The organism is Streptomyces sp. NPDC006923 (assembly GCF_040635655.1).
Classification (GTDB): Bacteria; Actinomycetota; Actinomycetes; order Streptomycetales; family Streptomycetaceae; genus Streptomyces.
In genome coordinates, this window is sequence record NZ_JBEYIF010000013.1 from 65,279 (window position 1) to 88,993 (window position 23,715).

Annotated in this window: 21 protein-coding genes and 1 riboswitch; of the genes, 4 read left to right on the plus strand and 17 right to left on the minus strand. The window is 72.1% G+C overall.

Annotated features, from left to right (window positions below; genetic code table 11):
• Nucleotides 1-2 precede the first annotated feature (2 nt).
• Nucleotides 3-133: riboswitch (FMN riboswitch) on the minus strand.
• 152 nt (nt 134-285) lie between these two features.
• A complete protein-coding gene (locus ABZ707_RS24635) occupies nt 286-1,464 on the minus strand; it encodes an ROK family transcriptional regulator (RefSeq protein WP_360178894.1) in 1,179 nt (392 codons plus the stop codon).
• A 137-nt stretch (nt 1,465-1,601) separates the two neighbouring features.
• Between ABZ707_RS24635 and ABZ707_RS24640 the strand changes: the two genes are divergently transcribed.
• Nucleotides 1,602-2,816 (plus strand): MFS transporter, encoded by a 1,215-nt coding sequence (locus tag ABZ707_RS24640; protein WP_360178897.1) that lies wholly within the window; start codon nt 1,602-1,604, stop codon nt 2,814-2,816.
• A gap of 369 nt (nt 2,817-3,185) precedes the next feature.
• Nucleotides 3,186-4,115 carry an LLM class F420-dependent oxidoreductase gene (locus ABZ707_RS24645; RefSeq protein WP_360178900.1) on the plus strand — a complete coding sequence of 310 codons (930 nt, stop codon included), beginning with the start codon at nt 3,186-3,188 and terminating at the stop codon, nt 4,113-4,115.
• Nucleotides 4,116-4,136: 21 nt separating this feature from the next.
• On the opposite strand, the gene ABZ707_RS24650 is transcribed toward ABZ707_RS24645, so the two are convergent.
• The 3 genes from ABZ707_RS24650 to ABZ707_RS24660 all read right to left on the minus strand — a co-directional run bounded on the left by ABZ707_RS24650 (nt 4,137) and on the right by ABZ707_RS24660 (nt 7,295).
• Complete coding sequence (locus ABZ707_RS24650; protein WP_360178903.1) at nt 4,137-5,843, minus strand: NAD(P)/FAD-dependent oxidoreductase; 1,707 nt, start codon at nt 5,841-5,843, stop codon at nt 4,137-4,139.
• Between the two features lie 45 nt (nt 5,844-5,888).
• Nucleotides 5,889-6,686, minus strand: a complete 798-nt coding sequence (locus ABZ707_RS24655) for a carbon-nitrogen hydrolase family protein (protein WP_360178906.1) — start codon at nt 6,684-6,686, stop codon at nt 5,889-5,891.
• A gap of 153 nt (nt 6,687-6,839) precedes the next feature.
• Nucleotides 6,840-7,295, minus strand: a complete 456-nt coding sequence (locus ABZ707_RS24660; RefSeq protein WP_360178909.1) for an Lrp/AsnC family transcriptional regulator — start codon at nt 7,293-7,295, stop codon at nt 6,840-6,842.
• A 196-nt stretch (nt 7,296-7,491) separates the two neighbouring features.
• Here ABZ707_RS24660 and ABZ707_RS24665 point away from each other — a divergent pair, with 196 nt between their 5' ends.
• Nucleotides 7,492-7,890, plus strand: coding sequence for an ATP-binding protein (locus ABZ707_RS24665; protein WP_360178912.1), 399 nt, complete (start codon nt 7,492-7,494; stop codon nt 7,888-7,890).
• Nucleotides 7,891-7,937: 47 nt separating this feature from the next.
• Here ABZ707_RS24665 and ABZ707_RS24670 read toward each other — a convergent pair whose 3' ends face one another.
• From ABZ707_RS24670 to fmt, 5 genes are all read right to left on the minus strand, one after another.
• Nucleotides 7,938-9,404 (minus strand): GuaB1 family IMP dehydrogenase-related protein, encoded by a 1,467-nt coding sequence (locus ABZ707_RS24670; RefSeq protein WP_360178915.1) that lies wholly within the window; start codon nt 9,402-9,404, stop codon nt 7,938-7,940.
• 284 nt (nt 9,405-9,688) lie between these two features.
• A complete protein-coding gene (locus tag ABZ707_RS24675; RefSeq protein ID WP_360178918.1) occupies nt 9,689-10,738 on the minus strand; it encodes a sugar-binding domain-containing protein in 1,050 nt (349 codons plus the stop codon).
• 79 nt (nt 10,739-10,817) lie between these two features.
• Nucleotides 10,818-11,501, minus strand: coding sequence for a ribulose-phosphate 3-epimerase (gene rpe / locus ABZ707_RS24680; RefSeq protein WP_360178921.1), 684 nt, complete (start codon nt 11,499-11,501; stop codon nt 10,818-10,820).
• Nucleotides 11,502-11,663: 162 nt separating this feature from the next.
• Nucleotides 11,664-13,097 (minus strand): transcription antitermination factor NusB, encoded by a 1,434-nt coding sequence (locus ABZ707_RS24685; RefSeq protein WP_360178924.1) that lies wholly within the window; start codon nt 13,095-13,097, stop codon nt 11,664-11,666.
• A gap of 32 nt (nt 13,098-13,129) precedes the next feature.
• Nucleotides 13,130-14,074, minus strand: a complete 945-nt coding sequence (fmt, locus tag ABZ707_RS24690) for a methionyl-tRNA formyltransferase (protein ID WP_360178927.1) — start codon at nt 14,072-14,074, stop codon at nt 13,130-13,132.
• 248 nt (nt 14,075-14,322) lie between these two features.
• Between fmt and ABZ707_RS24695 the strand changes: the two genes are divergently transcribed.
• Nucleotides 14,323-14,856: a hypothetical protein gene (locus tag ABZ707_RS24695; protein WP_360178930.1), complete on the plus strand. Its 534-nt coding sequence runs from the start codon at nt 14,323-14,325 to the stop codon at nt 14,854-14,856.
• 188 nt (nt 14,857-15,044) lie between these two features.
• On the opposite strand, the gene ABZ707_RS24700 is transcribed toward ABZ707_RS24695, so the two are convergent.
• The 8 genes from ABZ707_RS24700 to ABZ707_RS24735 form a co-directional block, all read right to left on the minus strand.
• Entirely contained in the window at nt 15,045-17,189 is a 2,145-nt protein-coding gene (locus ABZ707_RS24700) for a primosomal protein N' (RefSeq protein ID WP_360178933.1), read from the minus strand.
• A 124-nt stretch (nt 17,190-17,313) separates the two neighbouring features.
• Nucleotides 17,314-18,522 carry a methionine adenosyltransferase gene (gene metK / locus ABZ707_RS24705; protein ID WP_360178936.1) on the minus strand — a complete coding sequence of 403 codons (1,209 nt, stop codon included), beginning with the start codon at nt 18,520-18,522 and terminating at the stop codon, nt 17,314-17,316.
• A 330-nt stretch (nt 18,523-18,852) separates the two neighbouring features.
• Complete coding sequence (coaBC, locus tag ABZ707_RS24710) at nt 18,853-20,082, minus strand: bifunctional phosphopantothenoylcysteine decarboxylase/phosphopantothenate--cysteine ligase CoaBC (RefSeq protein ID WP_360178939.1); 1,230 nt, start codon at nt 20,080-20,082, stop codon at nt 18,853-18,855.
• Between the two features lie 97 nt (nt 20,083-20,179).
• Nucleotides 20,180-20,452: a DNA-directed RNA polymerase subunit omega gene (rpoZ, locus tag ABZ707_RS24715; RefSeq protein WP_003970369.1), complete on the minus strand. Its 273-nt coding sequence runs from the start codon at nt 20,450-20,452 to the stop codon at nt 20,180-20,182.
• Between the two features lie 119 nt (nt 20,453-20,571).
• Nucleotides 20,572-21,135 carry a guanylate kinase gene (gene gmk, locus ABZ707_RS24720; RefSeq protein ID WP_319681382.1) on the minus strand — a complete coding sequence of 188 codons (564 nt, stop codon included), beginning with the start codon at nt 21,133-21,135 and terminating at the stop codon, nt 20,572-20,574.
• Between the two features lie 38 nt (nt 21,136-21,173).
• Nucleotides 21,174-21,497, minus strand: a complete 324-nt coding sequence (locus tag ABZ707_RS24725; RefSeq protein WP_066954827.1) for an integration host factor — start codon at nt 21,495-21,497, stop codon at nt 21,174-21,176.
• A 251-nt stretch (nt 21,498-21,748) separates the two neighbouring features.
• On the minus strand, nt 21,749-22,603 hold the full coding sequence (gene pyrF, locus ABZ707_RS24730) for an orotidine-5'-phosphate decarboxylase (RefSeq protein WP_360178945.1): 855 nt from the start codon (nt 22,601-22,603) through the stop codon (nt 21,749-21,751).
• On the minus strand, nt 22,600-23,709 hold the full coding sequence (locus tag ABZ707_RS24735) for a quinone-dependent dihydroorotate dehydrogenase (RefSeq protein ID WP_360178948.1): 1,110 nt from the start codon (nt 23,707-23,709) through the stop codon (nt 22,600-22,602). The genes pyrF and ABZ707_RS24735 overlap by 4 nt, the downstream gene beginning before the upstream one ends.
• Nucleotides 23,710-23,715: the final 6 nt, after the last annotated feature.

Genomic DNA, 23,715 nt, shown 5'->3' on the forward strand with positions numbered 1-23,715 from the left:
CGCCGCGCACTGCCTCCCATCCGGACTTTCACCGTCGGTCCAGGAATCTCACCTGGTCAACCGGCCGCTGGATGCGGACGGGTCGCGGACTATAACCGCCGGTTCGGAATTACACCGACCCCGGAGTGCGCTGCTTCTGGTACGGAACCAGTGTGCCACGCCGGTTCGTCGCCCATACGGGTGCCGTCTGTGGGCTGGCTCACAGGAAGCTCCGCGCGAGGCCGGCGGGGAGTCGCGTGTGCCCCGGGGCATGAACCGGCCGGCGTACGGGCCCTGCCGGCCGGTTCATGCCCCGGGGGCGAACAGTTCGTCCTGCGCGGCGTCCCGCGCCGTCAGCAGAGCGCCCCGCAGCACGGCCGCGCCGCCGAGGGTCCCGGCTCTGACCTCCGTACGCAGCGGGGACATCGTGGCCACCCGCTCCTCGACCCGGGCGGCCAGCGCCTCACCGCCCGCGTGTCCCACCTCGCCGGCCAGCACGATCCTGCCCGGGTCGAGCACGGCGCTCACCGCCGCCGCGCCGACGGCCAGCCGGTCGGCCAGGGCGTCGAGGAACGCGCCGCCCTCACCGCCCGCCGAGGCGGCGGCTCGTACCTGCGCGGCCGCGGGCGGTTCCTGCGGCACGGGGACGGCCGAGATGCCGTGTTCCAGGGCCAGTTCACAGATGGCCGCCGAGCCCGCGAGGGCATGGAAGCCACCGCCGCAGTCGACCGCGGAGGGCAGCCCCGAGGTGCCGGGCACGGGCAGGAAGCCGATCTCGCCCGCGCCGCCCGAGGCGCCCCGGCGCAGTTTGCCGTCGAGCACCACCGCCGCGCCCACGCCGTGGCCCAGCCAGAGCAGGACGAAGGTGTCCTGGCCGCGTGCCGCGCCGAGCCGCTGTTCCGCGAGGGCGGCGAGATTGGTCTCGTTCTCCACCAGCACATGGGCGGGCAGCCGGTCCTGGAGCGCGGCGACGAGCCTCCGGTGCCAGGCGGGCAGCCCGCTGGTGTCGCGGAGTTCACCGGTGGCCGGGTCGACCAGGCCGGGAGCGCCGATGCCGACACTGTGCAGCCGTACCGCGCCGGCCTCCCGGGCGGTGCGTTCCAGCAGGGCCGCGGCCTGCTCCACGGCCGTGTCGGCGGCGGTGTCGCTGCCGATGGGCAGGGCGGCCTCGGCGAGGGTGGCGCCCAGCAGATCCGCGACCACGACGGACACGCTGTGGGTGCGCACATCGAGGGCGGCGAGATGGGCCCGGCCCGCGACGATCCCGTACAGCCGGGCGTTGGGACCCCGGCGCCGGTCACTCGTCTCCCCGACGATCTGGACCAGGCCGGAGTCCTGGAGCCGTTCCACCAGATCGGCGACGCTGGGGCGGGAGAGCCCGGTCAGCGTCTTCAACTGTCCTGCCGTCAACGGGCCTTCCTGCTGGAGCAGTCGCAGGGCGAGCCGGTCGTTGATGGCCCGGGCGGTACTCGGGGATGCGGCCATGCCGGGATCCTTTCAGATCGCTTCGGTGACGCTCCTTTTTATCAGGCAGGGTTCCTGATAATTTACTCCGGCACCGGGGAAGGGTGCGTCACGGGTGCGTCGGGATGTACGCGCCTCTCAGGGGAGGACGAGGCGGGATGACGGCTGAAGTGGTCTACGACAAGGCGGGATTGCGGCGCGCGCGGTTCGCCGTGGCCGCGGTCTTCTGTGTGCACGGCGCCGTCACCGGCAGTTTCGCCACGCGCATCCCCTGGATCCAGGACCATGCCGGGGTCAGCGCGGGGCAGCTCGGGCTGGCCCTCGCCTTCCCCGCGCTCGGCGCGTCCCTCGCGATGCCGCTGGCCGGCACGGTCACCCACCGTTTCGGTGCGCGCAACGCGCTGCGCGGACTGCTCGTCCTGTGGACCCTCGCGCTGATCCTGCCGTCCTTCAGCCCCAATGTCTTCGCCCTGTGCGCCGCCCTGTTCGTGTTCGGGGCGAGCGCGGGCATGTCCGACGTGGCGATGAACGCCCTGGGCGTGGAGGTCGAGAACCGTCTCGACAAGTCGATCATGTCCGGCCTGCACGGCATGTGGTCCATCGGCGCGCTGCTCGGCTCCGCGGGAGGCACTCTCGCCGCGCATCTCGGCAGTGACGCGCGGCTGCACCATCTGCTCGCGGCGGCCGTGCTCACGGTGCTGGGCCTGGTCGCCTGCCAGGAGGTGCTGGACCTGCGCAGCGCCCCCGACGCCGAACCGCCGCCGCGCTTCGCGCTGCCGCCGAAGTCCGCGCTGGTCATCGGCGCCATCGGATTCTGCGCGGTCTTCGCGGAGGGCGCGAGCATGGACTGGTCGGCGGTCTATCTCCGGGACGTACTGGACACCTCGGCCGGCACCGCCGCGGCGTCGACCACGGCGTTCGCGCTGACCATGGCCGTCGCGCGGCTGGTGGGCGACAGGGTGGTCGACCGGTTCGGCGCGGTGCGGACCGTGCGGACGGGCGGCCTGCTGGCGGCGGCGGGCGGTCTGCTGGTGGTGTTCGCGCCCCAGCCCGCGATCGCCATGGGCGGTTTCGCGCTGCTGGGACTGGGGGTGGCGGTGGTCGTACCGCTCGCCTTCGCCGCGGCCGGCCGCAGCGGGCCGAACCCGAGCCAGGCCATCGCGGGTGTGGCGACCATCACCTACACCTCGGGGCTCATCGCGCCCTCCGCGATCGGCGCCGTCGCCGACGCGACCTCACTGGTGGTGTCCTTCGGACTGGTGACGGTGCTCGCCCTCGGGCTGGTCGTGGGCGCCGGTGTGCTGCGTACGAGCGACCGGCGGGCCGCGCCGGTCAGTGCTCCGGGCGCGACAGTGCCCGACCCGAGGACCTGACCCGAAAACCTGACCCGAGCACCTGACCCGAGGACCTGAACTCCTCGCTCCCGCTTGCCGGGCTCGCGTGGGGCCGGGGACCTCACCACCCCCGTGGGTGAGGTCCCCGCCTCCCCCGTCCACACGGCGGCCGACCGGCCGGACACAGACATCATGGACGGCCGACCTGACGGAAACCTTGGGAAAACCTTGAGTGGGGCCGGGCTCCCGGACGAGGCCCCCGGCGCCGCCGGCCGGGCCCGGCCCGCCGCCTTCTGTACGGCCCACCGGACACTGCCCCCGAATGGCCCGGCGCGGCAGCCGATTCGTCAACGACCGGCGCTCCTACGGTATTCAACCTCGCCACTGTCCGCGCAAAGGGGTGCACGCATGCCGCTCAAGCTGGGTCTCGGCCTTCCCCAGATGAAGCAGTACGACATCGGCCGCGACGTGGCCACCGTGGCGCGGGCCGCCGAGGAGACCGGCTACGAGAGTCTGTGGGCCTTCGAGCGGATCCTCTTCCCGGAACGGCCCACCCAGGGTCTCTACAACATCCCGGGGATGCCCTGGCCCGACCAGTACCGCTCGGTCGCCGACCCGCTGGTGACGCTCGCGCTGGCGGCCGGGGCCACCGAGCGGGCCCGGCTCGGCACGAGCGTCCTGGTCGCGCCGTTGCACGTGCCCTTCCAGCTCGCCCGTTCGCTCGCCTCCCTGGATGTCGCGAGCGGCGGCCGGATGATCGCGGGCTTCGGCACCGGCTGGTCGCTGGACGAGTACGCCGCCGCGGCCGTGGCACCGTTCGAGAAACGCGGCGCGGTCCTCGACGAGCTGCTCGACGTGTGTGCGGCCGTCTGGGGCCCGGACCCCGTCTCGTACCGGGGCGAGCTGACGACCGTCGCGCCGTCCGAGGTCGGCCCCAAGCCGGTCCGCCCCATCCCCGTCTATCTGCCCGCGACCAGCACCCGTGCCGCGCGCCGGCTGGTGGACCGGGCGGACGGCTGGGTGCCGCTGGCCGCGGGCGCCGCGCGGCTCGCCGAGCAGTGGCAGCGGATCCGGGAGCTGGCCGCCGAGCGGGGCCGCGAGCGGCCGCTCGACGCCTGCGCCCGCGTCAACGCGCGGTACAGCGCCGCCCCGTACGAGGGAAAGGACCGCCGACCCTTCCACGGGAGCGTCGCGCAGATCGTCGAGGACCTGGTGGCCCATGCCGGGACGGGCGTGTCGGAGATCCTGCTGGACCTCCAGAGCACCACACGCGACGCGGCGGAGCTGACCGATGTGGCGGCGGAGGTGTACGCGGCGGCGCGGGCGGCGGGCGTCTGACCAGCGGCGGCCCGAGCCCCGTCAGTCCTCGGGAAGCTCGACCGGGGCGATGTCGTCGTAGACGTCGCCGGGCCCGGGGTTTGTGGCGTCGGTGGCGCCGCCGAAGTGGTGCATCACGCCCCACACCGCGTTGAGCGCCGTCTGCACCGCGCCCTCGGCCCAGCCCGCCGTCCAGGAGATGTCGTCGCCGGCCAGGAAGATGCCGCGCTTGTCCGCCGGCAGCCGGTCCTGCATGAAGTGCGTGAACAGTCGCCGCTGATAGCGGTAGTGACCGGGCAGATTGGCCTTGAACGCGCCCATGAAATACGGCTCGTTCTCCCAGGACACCGTGACGGGACTGCCGATGATGTGACGGCGGATGTCGACCCTGGGATAGATCTCGCGCAGCGAGTTGAGCATGACCTCCATCCGCTCCTCGGCGGACAGCGGCAGCCACTTCAGGCTGTCGTCGCACCAGGTGTACGACAGACAGATGACGGCCGGCTTGTCGGGACCGTTGTCCAGCAGATAGGTGCCGCGCGTCATCCGGTCGGTGAGCGTCATCGACATCACGTCGCGACCGGTGGGGCGCCCGTTGTCGTCGACGGCCGCGTCCAGCCAGAACGGCCGGTCGACCGGGACGAACAGCTTGGAGGACTCCATGTAGTGGGTGCGCTCCATCGCCGTCCAGTGGTCGATCGGGAAGAGCGAGTCGTCGCACGCGATCTTGGAGAGCAGCAGCCAGGACTGCGCGGTGAAGACCGCGGCCCGGAAGGTACGGATACGGCCGGAGGCGTCCGTGACGGTGATCCGGTTGCCCGCCGTCCGGTGCAGCCGGGTCACCGCGGGCCGCGGCGCGCCGTCGTGGAGCGAGGACAGCGACGTCCCGGCCGGCCAGTGGGTGATCTTCGCCGGCTCCCGCTCCCACAGCCGCAGCGGAAGCTGCTGGCTGCCGCCGACGATGGAGCGGTGGTGGTCGTCGGCCTCGATGTAGACGACCCGCAGGATCTCCAGGATGGAGTTGGGGAAGTCGGTGTCCCAGCCGCCGGTGCCGAATCCGACCTGGCCGAAGATCTCCCGGTGGCGGAAGGATCTGAAGGCCGGGGAGTCGCAGAGGAAGCCGTAGAACGTCTGGTTGTCGAGCTTCTCGACCAGCCGCGCCCAGATCTCGCGGATACGGGGGACGTCGCGCTCGCGCAGCGCGCGGTTCATGCCGGAGAAGTCCGCGCCCTCCTCCAGGCAGGTGTTCCAGGCGTCCATCACATCGCGGTAGACCTGCGGCAGTTCGTCGATGGTCCTGGCGTAGTGCGTCTCGCCCTTGAGATCGACCACGGTCGACGGGGTGCCCGGGGCCAGCGGGTTGGGAAACGGCCGGGTCTCCAGCCCCACCAGGTCGATGTAGTGCTGGAGCGCGGTCGAGGAGGGCGGAAAACGCATCGCGCCCATCTCGGCGGTCAGCTCCGGGTCGGAGCCCTCGAAGCCGACCGTCCGCAGCCGTCCGCCGAGCCGGTCCGCCTCGTAGACCACGGGTCTGAGGCCCATCTTCATCAGTTCGTACGCCGCGACGAGACCGGAGAGGCCGCCGCCGATGACGGCGACCTCGGCGCCGTGCTCGGTCGCCGGTATCTGGCCGAGCCCGGCCGGGTGTGCCAGGAAGTCGTCGTAGGCGTAGGGGAAGTCCGGCCCGAACATGGTGATCGGCGGCTGCGCGCCGGTGTGCTGGACGGCGTTGGGCACCGTGGACGTCATGGGGTCGGACTCCTTGTACGGAAGTTCTCGCGCGCTCGGGCGGGCTCAGAGGAGGGACGTGTACAGACCGGGGCGGCGGTCCAGCAGATACGGATTGGCCTCGCGGGAAGCGCTCAGCAGCTCGGGATCGGCCTCGCCGAGGACCAGCTCCTCGCCGCGCCCGGCCCGCGCCCGGGCGGCGCCGTCGGGACCGGCGAGACAGCTCAGCCCGGCGAACTCGAACTCGCCCTCCTGGCCGGTCCTGTTCGCATACGCGACATACATCTGGTTCTCGAAGGCCCGCACCGGCACGAGGGATGCGGCGACGAACTCGAACGGATGCATGAGCGCGGTGGGCACCAGCAGCAGATCCGTACCGGCCAGGGCGTGCGCCCTGACGTTCTCCGGGAATTCGACGTCGTAACAGATCATGATGCCGAGCCGCAGCCCGGCCAGCTCCGCCTGGACGAGGGGCGTCTCGCCCGGCGTGAACCAGTCGCGCTCGAAGCCGCCGAAGAGATGGGTCTTGCGGTAGTTCGCGAGGCGTTCCCCGTCGGCGCCTATGAGCTGGGCGGCGTTGAAGACCCGCTCGCCGTCGCGCTCGGGATAGCCGTACAGCACGGCGAGTCCATGGCGTACGGCGATCTCGGCGACGGACCGGGCTCCGGGGCCGTCGGCGGGCTCCGCCAGCCGGGGCACGGCGTCACCGATGGCATATCCGGTCAGAAACATCTCGGGGCAGACCAGCAGCCCGGCGCCGGCGGCAGCGGCGCGGCCGGCCGCCTCGTCGAGCACCCTGAGGTTCCCCGCGACCGCACCGGGTCGTCCTGAGCTCTGGAGCAGGGCGGTGCGCAGCGGCGGCATGGCTGACCTCGGACGGTGCGAAGGGGTTCCGGGCGGACGCCATGACGCTACGGGCCGGCCGCCGGCCCGGACAAGACGCGACCGTTGCGGGAGGACCATCGATCCGTTGCGCGAGGGGCCGTCCGCGCGGTGATTCGTTGCGCGGCCCCGTTCTCAGGCCGGTGAGCCCGCCGAGAAGCGTCTCAGCAGCGGCGAGAGGACCAGCACCGACTTGGTGCGTTCCACGAAGGGCTCACCGGCGATACGTTCCAGCACCTGCTCGAAGTGGCGCATGTCGGCGGCGAAGACCTGGACGATCGCGTCGGCGTCACCGGTGACGGTGGACGCGGACACCACCTCCGGATAGCGCTCCAGGCCCCGGTGGATGGCGTCGGGCGAGGTGTTGCGGCGGCAGTAGATCTCGATGAACCCCTCGGTCTCCCAGCCGAGCGCGGCCGGATCCACCCGTACGGTGAAACCGGTGATCGCGCCCTCGGCGCGCAGCCGGTCGACGCGCCGCTTCACGGCAGGGGCGGAGAGACCGACGAGGGAGCCGATGTCCGCGTAGGAACGGCGGGCGTCCTCGGCGAGGGCGTGGACGATGCGTTCGTCGAGATCGTTGAGTCGCACTGCTGGTGGTTCACTTCTCTGCGGTGGCCGGCCGTGCGAGGCCGGTGGCGGGGACGCCGTAACGGAAGTAGAACATGAGCCCGGACCGGCGGGCGCGGCCCGTCCCGGCCGTCCCGGCGGGGCGGTGCCGGGCCGCTGTCCGGTGGAGTGGGACGGACGCCGGTGAAAGTGTGATTACGGGGTAAGTGAGTCGGTGATGAGTAATGAGCCGCAGGTGGTGGTTGTGGACTCGTCGCACCGGGACAGTGCGGCAGCCCGCGGGGTCGCCGCCGAATTCCTGAAGCAGCACTGTCCCTGGGCGGACCTGGACGCGGTGCTGCTGGTCGTCTCCGAGCTCGTCACCAATGCCATCCGGCACACCTCGGGGTGGTGGCGGCTCCATCTCACCGCCGAGCAGGAGACGTTGATCGTGGACATCGACGACTCCAGTCCGCTGCCGCCGGTCGCGCGCCGGCCCGACTTCGCCGGTGGAGGCGGGTTCGGCTGGCCCATGGTGCTGAGGCTCGCCGGCCATGTCGAGGTGACGCCGCTGCCGGAGGGCAAGCGCGTGCAGGCGGTCTGGCAGCGGCAGTCGGCCATGGCCCCGGCCCGCTGAGGGCCCCACGACCGCGTGGCGCCCCGCCGGGTGCGAACGCGAGCGGCTCAGCTCCAGCTCGCGTGCAGCGGCTTGCCCTCAGCGTATCCGGCGGCGCTCTGGACCCCGACGATCGCCTTCTCCGCGAACTCCTCCAGGGAGTTGGCCCCGGCGTAGGTGCAGGAGGACCGCACTCCGGCGATGATCGAGTCGATCAGGTCCTCGACACCGGGGCGGGACGGGTCGAGGAACATGCGCGAGGTCGAGATGCCCTCCTCGAACAGCGCCTTGCGGGCCCGGTCGTACGCCGACTCCTCGCTCGTACGGTTGCGCACCGCGCGGGCGGAGGCCATGCCGAACGATTCCTTGTAGAGGCGTCCGTCGGCGGCCTGCTGAAGATCGCCTGGGGACTCGTAGGTGCCGGCGAACCAGGATCCGATCATGACATTGGACGCGCCGGCGGCGAGCGCCATCGCGACATCGCGCGGATGCCGGACGCCGCCGTCGGCCCAGACGTGCTTGCCGTACTTCTTGGCCTCGGCGGCGCACTCCAGCACGGCGGAGAACTGCGGCCGGCCCACGCCGGTCATCATGCGCGTGGTGCACATGGCGCCGGGTCCGACACCGACCTTGATGATGTCCGCGCCGGCCTCGATGAGATCCCGTACGCCCTCGGCGCCGACGATATTGCCCGCGACGAGCGGCACCCGCGGGTCGAGCGCGCGCACCGCCCCGACCGCGGCGATCATCGACTCCTGGTGGCCGTGCGCGGTGTCGACCACAAGCGTGTCGACGCCCGCGTCCAGGAGCTGCTTGGCCTTGCCCGCGACATCGCCGTTGATGCCCACGGCGGCGGCGATCCGCAGCGTGCCCCGGGCGTCGGTGGCCGGCGTGTAGAGGGTCGCGCGCAGGGCGCCCTTACGGGTGAGGATGCCCACCAGCCTGCCGTCGGCGTCGATGGCCGGCGCGAGCTTGCGGTTGGCGTTGTCGAGGGTGTTGAACGCCTCGCGCGGGTGCATGTCCGCCGCGATCAGCAGCAGGTCCTTCGACATGACCTCGGAGAGCTGGGTGAAGCGGTCGACGCCGGTCAGATCGTGGTCGGTGACGATCCCGACGGGCCGCCTCTCCTCGTCCACCACGACCCCCGCGCCGTGCGCCCGCTTGGGCAGCAGGGACAGCGCGTCACCGACGGTCTGGACGGGCGCGAGGACGATCGGGGTGTCGAGGACGAGATGACGGGACTTGACCCAGGAGACGACATCGGCGACGACCTCGATCGGGATGTCCTGGGGGATGACAACGAGCCCGCCGCGCCGGGCGACGGTCTCGGCCATCCGGCGGCCCGCGATCGCGGTCATGTTCGCGACGACGAGCGGGATGGTCGTACCGGTGCCGTCGGGCGAGGAGAGGTCCACACCCTGCCGGGAGCCCACGGCCGAACGGCTCGGCACCATAAACACATCGTCGTAGGTGAGGTCGTAAGGCACAGAGGGAGTCGGGAGAAGCTGACCGGTGCCGGGCTCAAGGAAACGCATAATAACCATTTTCCGGATGAAACGGCGCAGGTCGCTCTCACGAAGGACACAGAAAAACACCCCCACGATCTTCTGTTCCTCCGAAGAGGAGGTGGGGGCTCCGCGTCAGACAGGAGAACCTGCCTTACTCGTGGAGCCTACCCGAAGCACCGCCGGTCATGGCGGTGAGCGGCTCGCGGGTGCGCTGGTGACCGGCGGCGCCCCGCGTCGAGCAGCTCGCGCGGCACGGTCAAGCGCGCCTGCCCGCGCACCCCGGTCACCGGAAGGGTCAGGGACAACACAAGTCAGTCGCCGTCCGGGTCGCACCGCTCCAGCGCGGGCCGGGGCGCCGGGGTGAACCGCGTCAGCAGGAAGTCCGCGGCGACGGTGTCGGTGACCAGGCTGGTGACGAGTCCCGACCGGAGAACGGCCCCGATCGCCTCGGCCTTGCGCAGCCCGCCCGCGATCGCCACGACCTCCGGGATACGGCGCAGCCGGTCGGCCTCGACGGTGATGCAGCGCTCGCCGAGATCGCGGCCGACCCGCCGGCCCTCCGCGTCGAAGAGATGCGCGGACATCTCGGCGGCGACACCGAGCGAGGCGTAGTGGCCGCGCTCCTCGTCGGTGAGCATGTCGTGCACGGTGGAGATGCCCGGCTCCCAGGACCCGATGGAGACGGCCGCGACCGTGACCTTGTCGAAGTACTCGAAGGCGCGCGCGATACCGGGCTGGGCGCGCAGCGCGGCGGCGGTCGCCGTGTCGGGCAGCAGCATCGGAGCGTAGATGGGGTGCGCCTCTCCCCCGGACACCTGGGCGGCCCGGCGCACCGCCTCGACCGAGCCGCGCTCGGCCGTGCCCGCGTCGTACACGCCGGTGAGCTGGACGACCGTGCAGGGCGGCAGCCGGTCGAGCGCGGCCGCCATATGGATCGTGGACCGGCCCCAGGCCAGACCGAGCACATCGCCCTCGGTCACCAGTTCGCCCAGCAGATCGGCGGCCACCTCGCCCAGATTCTCCGGGTCGGGCGACTCCTCCGTGCCCTCCGCGGGAGACTCGACGACCACCGCGTGCCGCAGGCCGTAGCGGGCGCGCAGCGCGTCGGAGCGTTCCGCGTCCAGTTCCGCCGGGACACGGATCTCGATTCTCACAAGATCGCGCTCCAGGGCGGTCTCCAGGACCCGCGCCACCTTGAAGCGGCTGACGCCGAACTCCTCCGCGATCTGGATCTTGGACTTGCCCTCCAGGTAGAAGCGACGGGCCATGGCCGCCGCCTGCACCAGCTCCGCGGGTCCCATCCGCAGGGCTGGTCGACCCGCCGCCATACCAGACACCGCTGTCTCCTCACTGCTGCGCATACTCGGGATTCGCTGTCCATCCTGTCAGATGCAGCGGTCCCTGATCAGCCCCGATGGGTCCCGTTCACGTTCCCGTGGCTCAGTGGCCGCACGCCCATGAAGAGGTCGCTGTGGCCTCGTCCGCCTGGTTGCGCAGCATCCGTACCGCGGCCGCCGGATCGTCCGTCCCGTACACCGCGGAGCCGGCGACGAACACATCGGCGCCCGCCTCGGCGCATCGCTCGATCGTGGTGGCCGAGACCCCGCCGTCGACCTGGAGCCACAGCTCAAGACCGTGCTTGGAGATCAGCTCCCGGGTACGGCGGATCTTGGGCAGCATGATGTCGAGGAACGCCTGCCCGCCGAAGCCCGGCTCGACGGTCATGATCAGCAACATGTCCAGCTCGGGGAGCAGATCCTCGTACGGCTCGACGGGCGTCGCCGGCTTCAGCGCCATGGACGCCCTGGCGCCCTTGGCCCGGATCTCGCGCGCGAGCCGTACGGGAGCGGCGGCGGCCTCCGCGTGGAAGGTCACCGAGCCCGCGCCCGCCTCCACGAACTGCGGGGCCCACCGGTCCGGTGCCTCGATCATCAGATGGCAGTCCAGCGGGATGTCCGTGGCCCGGCCGAGCGCTTCGACCACCGGCACGCCCAGGGTCAGATTGGGCACGAAGTGGTTGTCCATCACATCGACATGGAGCCAGTCGGCGCCTTCGACGGCTTTGGCCTCCTCGGCGAGACGCGCGAAGTCGGCTGACAGAATGCTGGGGTTGATCTGGGCCATGTGCCAAGCCTGCCATGCCCCGGGCCACTTCCCGACACCGATGCGGGCCCCGGTACGGACCAATGCCCGGCGGTGGGGGCACAGTCCGCGCAATCCGCGCGTTTCCCCGCCGCTGCCGGTGCCGGCCCGCGACGGCCACGGCCCCGGGCACCGGCCGAGACGTCAGGCCGTACGGCGCAGCAGCGCCAGATACATCGCGTCCGTACCGTGCAGATGCGGCCACAACTGGACGTCCGGGCCGTCTCCCAGCGCCGGCACGCCGGGCATCAGCGGCCGGGCGTCGATCCACTCGGCCTCGGCGGCGGGGCCGCCGCGTCCCTTGAGCACGTCCTCCACGACGACCCTGGTCTCGGCGAGGTGCGGGGAACACGTCGCGTATCCGACCACGCCGCCCACCCGTACCGCGCTGAGCGCCTCCCGCAGCAGCGAGCGCTGGAGCGGCGCGAAGCTTTCCAGGTCCTCGGGCCGCCGCCGCCAGCGCGCCTCCGGCCTGCGCCGCAGCGCGCCGAGGCCCGAGCAGGGCACATCGACCAGCACCCGGTCGAAGGACCCGGGGACCCAGGGCGGCCTGGTGCCGTCCGCGGTGATCACCTGATAGGGGCCGGGATTCCCGGCGAGCGCGCGTTCGACGAGCCGCGCCCGGTGCGGCTGCTTCTCGGCGGCCAGCAGCGAGGCGCCACGGCCGGCGGCCAGCGCGGCCATCAGCGCCGCCTTGCCGCCGGGTCCCGCGCAGCCGTCGAGCCAGCGGGTGTCGGAGCCGTCCAGCGGGGCGTTGGCGACGGCCACCGCGACAAGCTGGCTGCCCTCGTCCTGGACCCCGGCCCGCCCGTCGCGCACGGCGTCGATGGCCCCCGGCTCGCCGCCCTCGGCGAGCCGTACCGCGTACGGCGACCAGCGCCCCGGCAGCCCGGACTCCTCGCCCAGCACGTCCAGCAGTTCATCGGTGGTGGAGCGGCCGGGCCGGGCGACCAGGGTCACCTCGGGCCGTTCGTTGTCCGCCTCCAGGAGGTCCTCAATACCGGCACGGCCGCCGCCCAGCGCGTCCCAGAGCGCGGAGACCACCCAGCGCGGATGCGAGTGGACGACCGCGAGATGGTCCTCGGCGTCCTCGTCGTACGGCGGCGCGACCCGCTCCAGCCAGGTGTCCAGGTCGTCCCGCGAGATCTTCCGCAGCACCGCGTTGACGAACCGGGCCCGTCCGTCGCCGAGCACCACCCGGGCCAGCTCCACGCTCGCGGAGACCGCGGCGTGGGTCGGGATCCGGGTCCCCAGGAGCTGGTGCGCGCCGAGCGCGAGCACATCGAGCACCGGCGGATCGACCTCGCGCAGCGGCCGGTCGACACAGGCCGAGATGATCGCGTCGTAGGTGCCCTGGCGGCGCAGTGTGCCGTACACCAGCTCGGTGGCGAGGGCGGCGTCCCTGGTCTCGAAATCGCCTTTCTCCCGGGCCTTCCTGAGCAGCGGCGGCAGTACGAGATTCGCGTACGCGTCCCGCTCGTCGACGGCCCTGAGCGCCTCGAAGGCGAGGATCCGCACAGGATCCTTCTTGGGGCGGCGATACGGCTTGGCGGGACGGCGAGGGGCCTGCTCGTTCAAAGGTGCTCCGCGGTGAGAAGAGTCGATCCCTCTCAGCGTACGTCCGCCGCGCCGAGCCGTTCGCCCGGGGCGATCCGTACGCCGCGCGCCCAGTCGGCGGCGCGCATCGGCTTCTTTCCCTGCGGCTGGACCCAGAGCAGCTCGACGTCGTGCGAGCCGGTGCCCGCGTACACGTTGTTCTTGCCGACGGCCAGCTCCCCGGGGGCCAGGTCCGTACGCCCGGGAAGCAGCCCAAGCTGGACCAGCTTGAGCCGCTCCCCGCGGAACACGGTCCAGGCGCCGGGCGCGGGTGTGCAGGCGCGGACGACGCGATCCACCCGGAGCGCCGGCGCCGTCCACTCCACCCGCGCGTCCTCGACGGTGATCTTCGGCGCGAGCGAGACGCCCTCGGTGGGCTGCGGTACGGGCTTGAGGGAGCCGTCCTCGATGCCGTCCATCGTCGCGGCGAGCAGCCCGGAGCCGGCGAAGGCCAGCCGGGTCAGCAGATCGCCGCTGGTGTCGGTGGGCCGTACCCGCTCGGTGATCACGCCGTACACGGGGCCCGAGTCCAGCCCTTCCTCGATCTGGAAGGTGGCGGCGCCGGTCATCTCGTCACCCGCCATGACCGCGTGCTGCACGGGGGCGGCGCCGCGCCAGGCCGGCAGCAGCGAGAAGTGCAGATTCACCCAGCCGTGGACCGGCACATCGAGGGCGACCCTGGGCAGCAGCGCGCCGTACGCGACGACGGGACAGCAGTCGGGGCCGATCTCGCGCAGCCGCGCCAGAAAGTCCTCGTCACGCGGTTTCGCCGGCTTGAGCACCTCGATGCCGGCCTCCTCCGCGCGCTGGGCGACCGGGCTGGCGACCAGCCGGCGTCCGCGCCCGGCGGGCGCGTCGGGCCGGGTCACGACGGCCACGACTTCGTGCCGGTCGGAGGCGATGAGTGCGTCCAGGGCGGGTACGGCGACCTCGGGGGTGCCGGCGAAGACGAGCTTCATCGGTGGCTCACTGCCTCTCGGACTGGTGGGTACGCGCAGGCGGGTACGTGCGGTGATCGAGCAGCGCACCAGTCTATGGGCCCCTGACGCGGGGGGCGTACGGCGGACCGCGCGCCCCGCACATATGCGGATACGCCCCCGCAGCGTGACCACAACGCCGGGTGGCGCGTTGTCAAGAGAGATTGACCAGTACGGGCCGCACCGGTGCGGCCCGGATCCTTTTCAACGCCGGTTCGAGAGGCTTGTTCATGGCCGACCACGCAACCCACGACGCACAAGCCCGGGCAAGTCTGCACCTGTTGGTGCGGGACATCGAGCGGGTCCGGCGCCAGGTGGACGCGCTGCGTACCCTCACCGCCCAGTTGGGCAATGTCTACCGCCCGCGCCGCTCGGGCCCGTCCACGGGATTCGTCGTCTACGGCAGAGCCCCCGCACCGACCGTCCGCCTGGCGCAGGAGCTGAGGGACAGCGTCGAGACCCTGGTGACCGCCGCGGTGGATTTCGACCGCTCGCTGGGCTTCTCGTGGGACGCGGTGGGTTCGGCGCTCGGTGTCACCAAGCAGGCGGTGCACCGGCGATACGGCACGCGGCGCGCCGCGCAGCAGCCCCACACGGTCGAGGCGGACCGCCCGCAGGACGCCACCGCGCCCCGTCCGCCGCTGTCGGCGGTGCCGGGCACCGTGCCCGCGGCGCGGTCGATGCCGCCGCAGCCGACGGCCACCAGCCATTCCCTGCGTGAGGAAGCCCGCCCGGGTGCCTTTCCCGGGCCGCGAGGCGGCTGACCCGCCCGCCGCCCGGGTCCGCCCTGCTCGGTCCGCCCTGCTCGGTCCACGCGGATCGGCCCGCGACGACCGGGAGGCGGCGCCCGGGAGCGGCGACACGAACGGGGCGGTGCGGCCGGCAGCCGCACGGCCGCACCGCCTCCGGCCGGAGAGCGCCGCCGTATCAGCGGCGGCGCGGCGCTCCGGCCTCAGCCGATGTCCGGTGGATCGATTCGCACGCGCACCGGATCACCGCCGCCCCGGGCCAGCCGCGCCGCCTGCGCCGCCTTCAGCGCGCCGGCCAGGGCGGCGCCGCTGCCCTGCGGGACGCGCAGCAGAGCCCGTTCCCAGTGCTCGCCCGGCGGAGGGTCTCCCGGTCTGCGCGGCCTGCCCGGGTCCGGGAGCGGCAGCGGCACGGGCCCGAGCACCTCCGCGTCGCCCGGCAGTCCCGCGCTCGCCAGGAACGCGCCGACCGCCTCCGCCCGGCCGGTCACCGTGGCCATGCGCGACACCGGCGGAAACCCCAGCTCCGCCCGCTCCGCCAGCTCCCGCCGGGCGTGCCCGGTCGGATCCCAGCGCACCAGCGCCTGCACCGGCCGCAGCGTCGGCTCAGCGATCACCACGACCGTGCCGCCCTCGCTCTGGCCGCGCACCAGCGCGCTCGCCTGGATCCAGCGGCGCAGGGCCTCCTCCCCCGCCCGCAGATCGGGCCGCCCGAGCATCGCCCAGCCGTCCAGCAGCAGCGCCGCCGCGTAACCGCCCTCGGCCACCGGCTCCGCGCCGGGGGTGGAGACGACGAGCGCGGGGCGTCCCGGCACGGAATCGAGCACATGGTCACGCCCCGAGGTGCGGACCGGGACGGCAGGGAAGGCCCGGCCCAGCTCCTCCGCCGTCCGGCGCGCCCCCACGACGCGCGCGCGCAGCCGGGCGCTGCCGCACTCCGGGCAGCGCCAGTCCCGGTCCTCGCGGCCGCACCACGAGCAGTGCAACTCCCGTTCGTCCGCGGCCTCCAGCGGTCCCGCGCAGCGCCGGCACCGCGCGGGTGTGCGGCAGCGCTCGCACGCCAGCCGGGGCACATAACCGCGCCGGGGCACCTGCACCAGTACGGGGCCGCTCTTCAGCCCGTCCCGGACCGCCTGCCAGGCGAGGCTGGGCAGCCGGGCGGCGCGCGCCGCCTCGTCCCGCGCCAGTTCGCCGTCGCCGACGGTCCGCACCAGCGGCGCGGCCAGGCGCACCTGTTCCCGGCCCGCCGCCAGCGGCAGCGCCCAGCCCGTGCCGACGAGCTGGGCCGCCTCGACCGTGCAGCCCGTACTGCCCAGCAGGAAGCCGCACTTGTCGTGGGCGGCGCGCAGCAGCAGCACCTCCCGGGCGTGCGGCTGCGGGGCATGCTGCTCGCTGTGGCTGCCGTCGCCGTCGTCCCAGATGGCCACCAGCCCCAGATCCTGGACCGGCGCGAACATCGCCGCACGGGTCCCGACGACGGCCCGCACCGAGCCGCGCCGTACCGCGAGCCATTCCCGGTAGCGCTTCTCCGGCCCGGCCTCGGCCGTGAGCAGTGCGTGCCGGCCCTCGCCCAGCAGCGCCCCGAGCGCGGTGTCGACCCGGGCCGCCACCCGCCCGTCCGGTACGACGACCAGCGCGCCGCGCCCCGAGGCCAGCGTCGCCGCGACCGCCCTGGCCAGCTCGTCCGCCCAGTGCGGGCCGGGCAGCGCGGTCCAGACGGCACGCGGCGCGCCGCCCCCGGCGAGCGCGTCGAGGAACGCCGCGCCGTTCTCGTACCGCTCCCAGGTGCCGGCCTCCGGGGCGGCCGGCGGCGGCAGCGGCTCCGGGGAGGGCTTGGACTCGGCGCGCGCGTTCCTCGGCGGGACCGCGAGCTGCAACACGTCCGCCAGGCTGCCCGCGTAGCGGTCGGCGACGGCCCGCGCCAGCCCGAGCAGCTCCGCGCTGAGCACGGGCTCGGGCGACACCACGTCGGCGAGCGCGGCGAGCGGTCCCGTGTAGTCGGACTCGGCTCGGCGCTCTACGACGAATCCGTCGATCAGCCGCCCGCCCTCGCGCCGCCCGCCCCGCACCTGGTGCGCCCCGGCGCCGAACCGCACCCGCACCCGCACCCCGGGCCGGGCCGCTTCGTCCAGCTCCGCCGGTACGGCGTAGTCGAAGAACTGGTCGAGGTGGAGCACGCCCTTGTTGACCACGACCCGCGCGACCGGCAGCTCCTCGGCCAGCGCGGCCCCTCGCCAGGTCCGCGGCTTCGCCCGCGGCACCTTGGCCTTCCGCACACTCTCGCGGATGAGCGCAAGCTGCTCGGGCCCGCCACTGGCGGGATCCTCGGGCTGCCTGTCGTCGCTGCTCACAGCTTCATAAGTACCAGACCGCACTGACAGCGCGGGCCACGGAACCCGGCGGCGGGCAGGCACCGAACGGCCCCGGACCGACCTGTGGTCCGGGGCCGTCGTGCTGAACGGGTGCGGCCGGTGCTCAGACCCCGGCGGCCTCGCGCAGGGCGTCCACGCGGTCCGTGCGCTCCCAGGTGAACTCGGGAAGCTCCCGGCCGAAGTGACCGTACGCCGCGGTCTGCGCGTAGATCGGGCGGAGCAGGTCCAGGTCGCGGATGATCGCGGCCGGGCGGAGGTCGAAGACCGTGCCGATGGCCTGCTCGATCTTCTCGGAGTCGACCTTGGCGGTGCCGAAGGTCTCGACGAAGAGACCGACCGGCTCGGCCTTGCCGATCGCGTAGGCGACCTGGACCTCGCAGCGCGAGGCGAGGCCGGCGGCCACCACGTTCTTGGCGACCCAGCGCATCGCGTACGCGGCGGAACGGTCGACCTTGGACGGGTCCTTGCCGGAGAAGGCGCCGCCGCCGTGGCGGGCCATGCCGCCGTAGGTGTCGATGATGATCTTGCGGCCGGTCAGGCCGGCGTCGCCCATCGGGCCGCCGATCTCGAAGCGGCCGGTCGGGTTGACCAGCAGGCGGTAGCCCTCGGTCTCCAGCTTGATGCCGTCGTCGACGAGCTCCTTGAGGACGTGCTCGACGACGAACTCGCGGATGTCGGGAGCGAGCAGCGAGTCCAGATCGATGTCGGACGCGTGCTGCGAGGAGACGACGACGGTGTCGAGACGGACGGCCTTGTCGCCGTCGTACTCGATGGTGACCTGCGTCTTGCCGTCGGGACGCAGATACGGGATGGTCCCGTTCTTGCGGACCTCGGAGAGGCGGCGCGAGAGCCGGTGCGCCAGGTGGATCGGGAGCGGCATCAGCTCGGGCGTCTCGTCGCACGCGTAGCCGAACATCAGGCCCTGGTCGCCGGCGCCCTGCTTGTCCAGCTCGTCCTCGTCGCCCTCGACCCGCTTCTCGTACGCCGTGTCGACGCCCTGGGCGATGTCGGGCGACTGCGCGCCGATGGACACCGAAACGCCGCAGGAGGCGCCGTCGAAGCCCTTCTTCGAGGAGTCGTAGCCGATCTCCAGAATCTTGTTCCGCACAAGCTGGGCGATCGGCGCGTAGGCCTTGGTGGTCACTTCGCCGGCCACATGGACCAGACCCGTGGTGATCAAGGTCTCCACGGCGACCCGGGAGGACGGGTCCTCCTGGAGGAGCGCGTCAAGAATGGTGTCGCTGATCTGGTCAGCGATCTTGTCGGGGTGACCTTCGGTCACGGACTCCGAGGTGAACAGACGGCGGGACACATCGCTCCCTGAGGTTGCAGCGGCTGCTGGCTGATCATTGGCGGACCGGCGGGAGGCTGCAGGCCCCGCGACGGTCCTCGACCACTTTATCGGTCGAATGGGACCACGGGGCCAGGTGTCTCGGTCTGTGGGAGCCCCGTCGCCCGCGGCACTGCATTATGCGGTACGGCGATCGGCCCTGACCAGAGATGACTACGCCTGGTTTCATCAGGTTTCGCCCATCGGAGCGACAAAACCGGAGGAGCGCCGCGAATAAGGCGCAACAAAGAATTCATACGGCCCGCGCCGGGCGCCCGGAATCACGCTCCGCAGCCGGGCGCCCGGTCACGGTCAGTCGCCGGTCCCGCCGGTACGCGCCCGGCCCAGCCTCGGCACCACCAGATCCCACACGACATCCGCGAGGGCCTCCTTGGGCCCGTGCGGCACGGGTGTCTCGCCGCCGTCCGCCGCCAGCACGACCGCTTCGTTCTCCTCGGCGCCGAATGTCCTGCGTTCCCCCACCTCGTTCACGACCAGCAGGTCGCACCCCTTGCGCAGCAGCTTCCGGCGGCCGTTGGCGAGGACGTCGTCCGTCTCCGCGGCGAAGCCGACGACCACCTGCTCCGGATGCGCCCGTTCGGCGGAGATCTCGGCGAGGATGTCCGGATTGCGGACCAGCGCGACGGGCGCGGGCTCCTCACCGTCCTTCTTCTTGATCTTGCCTTCGGCGTAGACCGCCGGCCGGAAGTCCGCGACGGCGGCGGCCATGACCACGGCGTCGGCCTCGGCGGTGGCCTTCAGTACGGCCTCCCGCAGTTGCACGGCCGTCCCGACATGGACGACGTCCACCCCGGCGGGATCCGTCATCCCGGTGTTGGCCTCGATCAGGGTGACCCGCGCCCCCCGGGCCGCCGCCGTACGGGCCAGCGCGTACCCCTGCTTTCCCGAGGAGCGGTTGCCCAGGTAGCGCACGGGATCGAGCGGTTCGCGGGTGCCCCCGGCGCTGACCACGACATGGCGGCCCGCCAGGTCGGGCGCGGACACGCCGCGCGCCAGGACCCGTCGGCAGACCTCGAAGATCTCTCCGGGGTCGGGGAGCCGCCCCTTGCCCGTGTCGACCCCGGTGAGACGGCCGACGGCGGGCTCGATGACGACGGCTCCGCGCCGGCGCAGCGTCGCGACATTCTCCTGGGTGGCGGGGTGCTCCCACATCTCGGTGTGCATCGCCGGTGCGAACACGACGGGACAGCGCGCGGTCAGGAGTGTGTTGGTGAGCAGATCACCGGCGAGGCCATGGGCGGCTCTGGCGAGCAGATCGGCGGTGGCCGGGGCGACGACGACCAGATCGGCGGACTGCCCGATCCGCACGTGCGGCACCTCGTGGACGTCGGACCAGACCTCGGTGGAGACCGGATGTCCGGAGAGGGCCGACCAGGTCGCGGCCCCGACAAACCGCAGGGCCGAATCGGTCGGTACGACCCGTACGTCGTGGCCGGACTCGGTGAGCCGGCGCAGCAGCTCGCACGCCTTGTACGCGGCGATCCCGCCCGCGACCCCCAGAACGACCTTCGGCTTGTCCACCGTGTCTCCCCTCCTGCGTCCCGGCAATGACACAACCACATGACACACCACAGGCCCGGCAGTCGCGCTGCCGGGCCTGGATGAAGAGCGTCTGCGCCTACTGGGCCGGGCCCTCGATGGCCTCGGAGGTCAGCAGTCCCGCGTTGATCTCCCGCAGGGCGATCGAGAGCGGCTTCTCGTGGACATGGGTGTCCACCAGCGGACCGACGTACTCGAGCAGGCCCTCACCGAGCTGCGAGTAGTACGCGTTGATCTGACGCGCGCGCTTGGCCGCGTAGATCACGAGGCTGTACTTCGAGTCAGTGGCTTCAAGCAACTCGTCAATCGGCGGGTTGATGATGCCCTCGGGCGTGGTGATGGAAGAGGACACTCTCTGGACCTTCCGAAGATAATTCAGGAAAACGGAAAACAGTCAGAAGACTGGTGGCGCCGGGAACGCTTGGCGCCGGTGACACCGGCACACACGGGGTGCGAGGAAATCACAGAAGATCAAGCAACTGCCATCAAGGCTAGCAGCTCGCGTGAGACGTCCTCGACGGAGGTGTTGACCAGCGTCGTGTCGAACTCCGATTCGGCGGCCAGCTCCACCTGAGCGGCCTCCAGCCGGCGCTCGATCACCTCGGCCGATTCGGTGCCCCGGCCGGTCAGACGGCGTACCAGCTCGTCCCAGCTCGGCGGAGCCAGGAAGACCAGCCTGGAATCGGACATCGATTCCCTGACCTGCCGGGCACCCTGAAGATCGATCTCCAGCAGTACCGGCTCGCCGGCCTCCAGGCGGTCGAGGACCGCCCGGCGCGGAGTGCCGTAGCGATTGCCCGCGAACTCCGCCCATTCCAGCAGCTCACCATTGGCGACCAGCTTGTCGAATTCCTCGTCGGAGACGAAGAAGTACTGGACGCCGTGGCGCTCGCCGGGGCGCGGTTTTCTTGTGGTGGCCGACACCGAGAGCCATACCTCGGGGTGGACCTTGCGCATATGGGCGACGACCGTGCTCTTACCGACCCCGGAGGGGCCGGAGAGCACGGTCAGCCGCGGTCGTGCCTCTGCTGCCATGCAGCGATTATCCAGGTTCCCGGGGGTGCCCGGAAACGTCAGGCGCCACTGCCGCCGAACTCGCGCTCCAAGGAGGCGATCTGGTTGGAGCCGAGACCACGCACACGGCGGCTCTCGGAAATGCCGAGCCGCTCCATGATCTGCTTGGCGCGGACCTTGCCCACGCCGGGCAGGGACTCAAGCAGGGCGGAGACCTTCATCTTCCCGATGACGTCGTTCTCCTGGCCCTGCTTGATGACGTCATGGAGGGAGGCGCCGGAGTGCTTGAGTCGATTCTTGACCTCGGCCCGCTCCCGGCGAGCCGCGGCGGCCTTTTCGAGCGCGGCTGCGCGCTGTTCAGGGGTAAGGGGCGGAAGAGCCACGCCTACGTCACCTCGGATGTCGAACTGTCGGATACGGACCGGTGAGGGACCTGATCGCCCCACACCAGGCGAGCAACGGGCAACGCACTGCACGTTGGCTCTCGACGGAGACTAGCGGCCAAGGCCGCCTGAGTCAGCGAGAACAGACGAAAAGTCCTGGTCAGCATCGATCGACCGCGACATTTCGTGCAAATTGACCTGCTTTTCTTCTCAGAACTCTGTCATCGGGCGTCCCACGCGGTGCCCGAACCTCACCGCGCGGCGCCCACAGCCGTCCTCACCTCGTCGGCGAAGCGCGCCGCGGCGGCCCGCAGCGCGCCGGTGTCGGGACCGTGCCGCAGGACGCCCCGGCTGACGCTCGGGACCACATTGCCGACCGCGGCACCGAACACCCCGGGGAGGTCCCGGGGGGTCGCGCCCTGCGCGCCGATCCCGGGAGCGAGCAGCGGTCCGTTGATCGCGAGATCCACGCCCGCGTCGCCGAGGGTGGCGCCGACGACCGCGCCGACCGACCCGAGCGGCGACGCGCCGGCGTTCTCCTCGGCCATGTGGTCGAGCATGAGCTGTGCGAGCGACCGGCCGTCGGCCGCGGTGGCGCGCTGCACCTCGGCGCCCTCCGGATTGGAGGTGAGGGCCAGCACGAAGACACCGGAGCCGGAGGCGGCCGCCGCGTCCAGTGCCGGACGCAGCGAACCGAAGCCGAGATACGGCGAGACCGTGACCGCGTCCGAGAAGAGCGGCGAGTCCTGGTCCAGGTAGGTCGCGGCGTACGCGGCCATCGTCGAGCCGATGTCGCCGCGCTTGGCGTCCATCAGGACCAGCGCACCGGCCGCCCGCGCCTCCTCGACGGCCTTCTCCAGCACGGCGACGCCGCGCGAGCCGAACCGTTCGAAGAACGCCGACTGCGGCTTGAGCACGGCGACCCGGTCCGCCAGAGCCTCGACCGTCGTACGGGTGAAGCGCTCCAGGCCCGCGATGTCGTCGTCCAGGCCCCACGCCCGGAGCAGCGAACCGTGCGGGTCGATGCCGACGCAGAGCGGGCCGCGGGTGTCCATGGCACGGCGCAGCCGGGCCCCGAAGGGCTCCGGGGGACGGGGGTGGCTCATGCGGTGGCCTTCCTGGTGTCGGCGCCGACGGCCTCGGCGAGTGTGGCGTAGGGGCCGGCGGCCAGGCGCGCGGCGAGCCCCTTGTGGATCGCGCGGCTCCAGAACGGGCCCTCGTAGATGAAGGCGCTGTAGCCCTGGATCAGCGTGGCGCCGGCGAGGATGCGCTGCCAGGCGTCCTCGGCGTTCTCGATGCCCCCGACCCCGACCAGGGTGATCCGGTCGCCCACCCGCGCGTAGAGCCGGCGCAGGACCTCCAGCGAGCGCGCCTTGAGGGGCGCGCCGGACAGTCCGCCGGTCTCCGAGGTCAGTGCCGGGCCGGACACCAGGCCGAGCCCGTCGCGGGCGATGGTGGTGTTGGTGGCGATGATGCCGTCCAGGCCCAGCTCGACGGCGAGGTCGGCGACGGCGTCGATGTCCTCGTCGGCGAGATCGGGCGCGATTTTGACGAGCAGCGGGACCCGGCGGTGCGTGACGGTCCGGTCGGCCGCCTCGCGTACGGCGGTCAGCAGCGGCCGGAGCAGTTCGACGGCCTGGAGGCTGCGCAGACCGGGCGTGTTCGGCGAGCTGACATTGACCACGAGGTAGTCGGCGTGACCGGCCAGCCGCTCCGTCGAGGTGACGTAGTCGCCGATCGCCTCACTCTCGGGGACGACCTTGGTCTTGCCGATGTTGACGCCGACCGTGGTACGGAAGACCGCGTCGCGGGCGGCGAGACGTGCCGCCACCGCCGCGGAGCCCTCGTTGTTGAAGCCCATGCGGTTGATCAGCGCGCGGTCGGCCACCAGGCGGAAGAGCCGGGACGGCGGGTTGCCGGGCTGCGGCTCGCCGGTGACCGTGCCGATCTCGACATGGTCGAAGCCGAGCATCGCCATGCCGTCGATGGCGACGGCGTTCTTGTCGAAACCGGCGGCGAGCCCGAAGGGGCCGTGCATCCGCAGGCCGAACGCCTCGGTGCGCAGCTCCTGGAAGCGGGGCGCGAGGACGGCGGCGACGACGGTGCGCAGGACGGGGACGCTGGCGGCGAGCCGGATCCACCGGAAGGCCAGCCCGTGGGCCCGCTCGGGGTCCATCCGCCGGAAGACCAGCCTGAAGAAGAATCGGTACATGGAGTG